This window comes from Vibrio sp. Vb0667, assembly GCF_033391095.1.
Window position 1 is genome coordinate 1 of sequence record NZ_JAWPOL010000110.1, and the last position, 1715, is coordinate 1715.

Consider the following 1715-nt stretch of genomic DNA (forward strand, 5'->3'; position numbering starts at 1 on the left):
CGTCTTTATTGCCTCACGTCCAACCGTGATGGGTAATGACAACGACATCCCGACAGATTCTGTTTCTCTATTTACTGAGCTGCTGGAACTGCACAAGCTTGATAGCGAGCTTGATGTGCAGATGATCCCAGCGACCGTACTTTGGGGACGCAAACCAGGTAAAGAAGAGAACCATCGCCCGTACCTGCAACCAATGAATGGGCCACAAAAAGCGAAAGCGGTAATGGCTGCAGGTCGTGACTGTTTGGTGCGCTTTAGCCCGGTGGTTTCACTGCGTTATATGGCGGATTCTCACGGTACAGACAGTGCTATTGCGCATAAATTAGCGCGCGTCGCACGTATCCACTTTTCTCGTCAAAAATTGGCGGCATCAGGTCCAAACCTACCGCAACGCCAAGTGCTATTTGCTCGCCTGTTAAAGGCACCTGCAATTGAACAAGCGATTGAAGACGAGGCAAAAAGCAAAGACATTTCGATTGAGAAAGCGCGCAAAGAAGCCCATGACATCATGGATGAAATCGCAGCCGACTTCTCATACGGTCTGGTGAAAAACGGCGATCGCATCCTGAGCTGGCTGTGGACCAAACTGTATCAAGGCCTGCACATCAACAACGCTTCGACAGTGCGTCGCTTGGCGCAAGATGGCCATGAGATCGTGTACGTGCCGTGTCACCGTAGTCACATGGACTACCTACTGCTGTCTTACGTTCTGTACCATGAAGGTATGGTGCCACCGCACATTGCTGCGGGTATCAACCTGAACTTCTTCCCTGCGGGTCCGATTTTCCGTCGTGGTGGTGCGTTCTTTATTCGTCGTAGCTTTAAAGGCAACAAACTGTACTCCACGATTTTCCGCGAGTATCTAGCCGAGCTGTTTGCAAAAGGCTACTCGGTAGAGTACTTCAGCGAAGGTGGTCGCTCACGTACCGGTCGTTTACTGCAAGCGAAAACGGGTATGTTGGCCATGACGATTCAAGCGATGCTGCGTGGTCTAAACCGTCCGGTAACGCTGGTACCGGTTTACATCGGTTACGAGCACGTAATGGAAGTGGGCACTTACGCCAAAGAACTGCGCGGTAAACGTAAAGAGAAAGAGAACGCAGGTCTTGTTCTGCGCACTCTACGTAAACTGCGTAACTTTGGTTTGGGCTATGTGAACTTCGGTGAGCCTATTCAGCTCAACCAATACCTTAACGAGCACGCGCCAGAGTGGACAAAAGACATCGATAGCATGGGCGGTAGCAAACCACAATGGATGAATCCTGTGGTCAATGAGCTAGCGAACAAGATGATGACGCATATTAACGATGCGGCAGCGGCAAACGCCTTAACGCTTTGTGCAACAGCATTGTTGGCTTCTCGTCAACGTGCACTGTCCCGTGATTCTCTGATCAATCAGATTGAGTGCTACTTGAAGCTACTGAAAAACAACCCATACTCAAGCACTTCAACCATCCCAACAGAAAGTGCTGAAGAGTTGGTTGATCATGCTATCTCGTTAGATAAGTTTGTGATTGAAACAGACAGTATGGGCGACATCATTTCTCTGGATCGTAGTCAATCGATTCTGATGACTTACTATCGCAACAACATCATTCACTTGTTTGCGCTGCCATCGTTGATTGCTCAGATGATTATTCGTCAGCGCAATCTCACCGTGGAGAAAATCCAAGAGAACGTTGCGCAAATCTACCCATTCTTGAAGAAAGAGCTGT

The 1715-nt window shown here is 49.0% G+C and carries 1 protein-coding gene; it reads left to right on the plus strand.

Going from position 1 to position 1715, the window contains the following annotated elements; translation table 11 throughout:
- Positions 1-1715: glycerol-3-phosphate 1-O-acyltransferase PlsB (gene plsB / locus R8269_RS23790; protein WP_318222724.1), on the plus strand; the 1715-nt coding region annotated here is incomplete at both ends.